This window comes from Vibrio sp. 10N.222.49.C9 (assembly GCF_041474985.1).
Taxonomy (GTDB): domain Bacteria; phylum Pseudomonadota; class Gammaproteobacteria; order Enterobacterales; family Vibrionaceae; genus Vibrio; species Vibrio crassostreae_C.
In genome coordinates this window covers 1-318 of sequence record NZ_JBFRVD010000560.1, presented here as the reverse complement: position 1 = coordinate 318, position 318 = coordinate 1, and the positions used below count along the sequence as shown (strand labels likewise).

At 42.5% G+C, this 318-nt stretch carries 1 protein-coding gene; it reads left to right on the top strand.

Features of this window, described 5'->3' with window-relative positions; genetic code table 11:
- Window positions 1–70: 70 nt before the first annotated feature.
- The coding region (locus AB4585_RS24465) for a methylglyoxal synthase (protein WP_372171347.1) at window positions 71–318 on the top strand (248 nt) is incomplete at its 3' end.

Below are 318 nucleotides of genomic sequence, written 5' to 3'. Positions count from 1 at the left end.
CTGTCCCCACAGTTAATAAGAGTAATGGTAATATCTGATAAAACGACAACAAAAATTAGGTATATAAACCATGGAAAAAACTACCCGTACTATGCAGGCTCGTAAGCACGTAGCCCTAGTAGCTCACGACCACTACAAAAAAGAACTCCTTCACTGGACCAAAGAAAACCTACAAAAGCTAGAGAAGCATACTTTGTATGCAACTGGCACAACCGGCCATCTACTTAGTCGTGAAACAGGTCTAGAAATTAAAAGCCTGATCAGTGGCCCTATGGGAGGCGATCAGCAGTTAGGTGCGATGATTGCAGAAGGTAAGAT